The sequence below is a fragment of the uncultured Tateyamaria sp. genome (genome assembly GCF_947504105.1).
GTDB lineage: Bacteria > Pseudomonadota > Alphaproteobacteria > Rhodobacterales > Rhodobacteraceae > Tateyamaria.
In genome coordinates this window covers 1-787 of the sequence record NZ_CANNGP010000151.1, presented here as the reverse complement: position 1 = coordinate 787, position 787 = coordinate 1, and the positions used below count along the sequence as shown (strand labels likewise).

At 54.8% G+C, this 787-nt stretch carries 1 pseudogene; it reads left to right on the top strand.

Annotated features, from left to right (window positions below):
* Positions 1 to 768 (top strand): annotated as a pseudogene (locus Q1A75_RS24000) (IS3 family transposase); the annotation flags it as partial.
* Between the last annotated feature and the right edge of the window lie 19 nt (positions 769 to 787).

The following is a 787-nucleotide window of genomic DNA, read 5'->3' as shown; positions in this document are numbered from 1 at the left end:
GAGCGCCGCGCTTGTTACGTTTTGAGGCAGCGCCGATCCACGCAACGCAAGACGCCAGTTGGACGTCCTGACGAAGACCGCCTGGTTGGCGACATGATCGAGTTGGTCCGGCAGTATGGCCGGTATGGATATCATCGGATTGCTACGCTGTTGTGAGATGCGGGCTGGCAAGTGAACGACAAGCGGGTCGAGAGACTTTGGCGACGGGAGGGGCTGAAAGTGCCAATGAAACAACCGAAGAAAGGGCGGCTTTGGCTGAACGACAGATCGTATGTCCGGCTTCGGCCTGAGCATCGCAACCATATCCGGTCTTACGACTTCGTGCATTGCCGAACCGACGATGAAAAGGCGTTCCGAACGCTGAACATCATTGATGAGTACAGCCAGGAGCGTTTGGCCATCCGAGTGGACCGCAAGCTCAACTCAGGCAGTACTATCGATGTCTTGAGCGACCTGTTCATCATACGCGGTGGGCCCTCCATACATTAGATCCGACAATGGTCCCGAGTTCATGGCCCAAGCCGTCCAACAATGGATCTGTAGGTGCAAAGACAGCCTGCATCGAACCAGGTAGCCCTTGGGAGAACGGATATTGCGAGAGCTTTAATGCCAGGTTCCGTGACGATGTCTTAAATGGCGAAGTCCTCTACAACCCCCGCGAGGCACAAATCCTGATCAAAGAATGGAGGAAACACTAAAACACCAAACGACCACCCACCAGCCCCGGAAACCATCGTCCAGATCGACCAAAGGCCGGTCATGCACTAACCAAGTTGGACTAACTTGG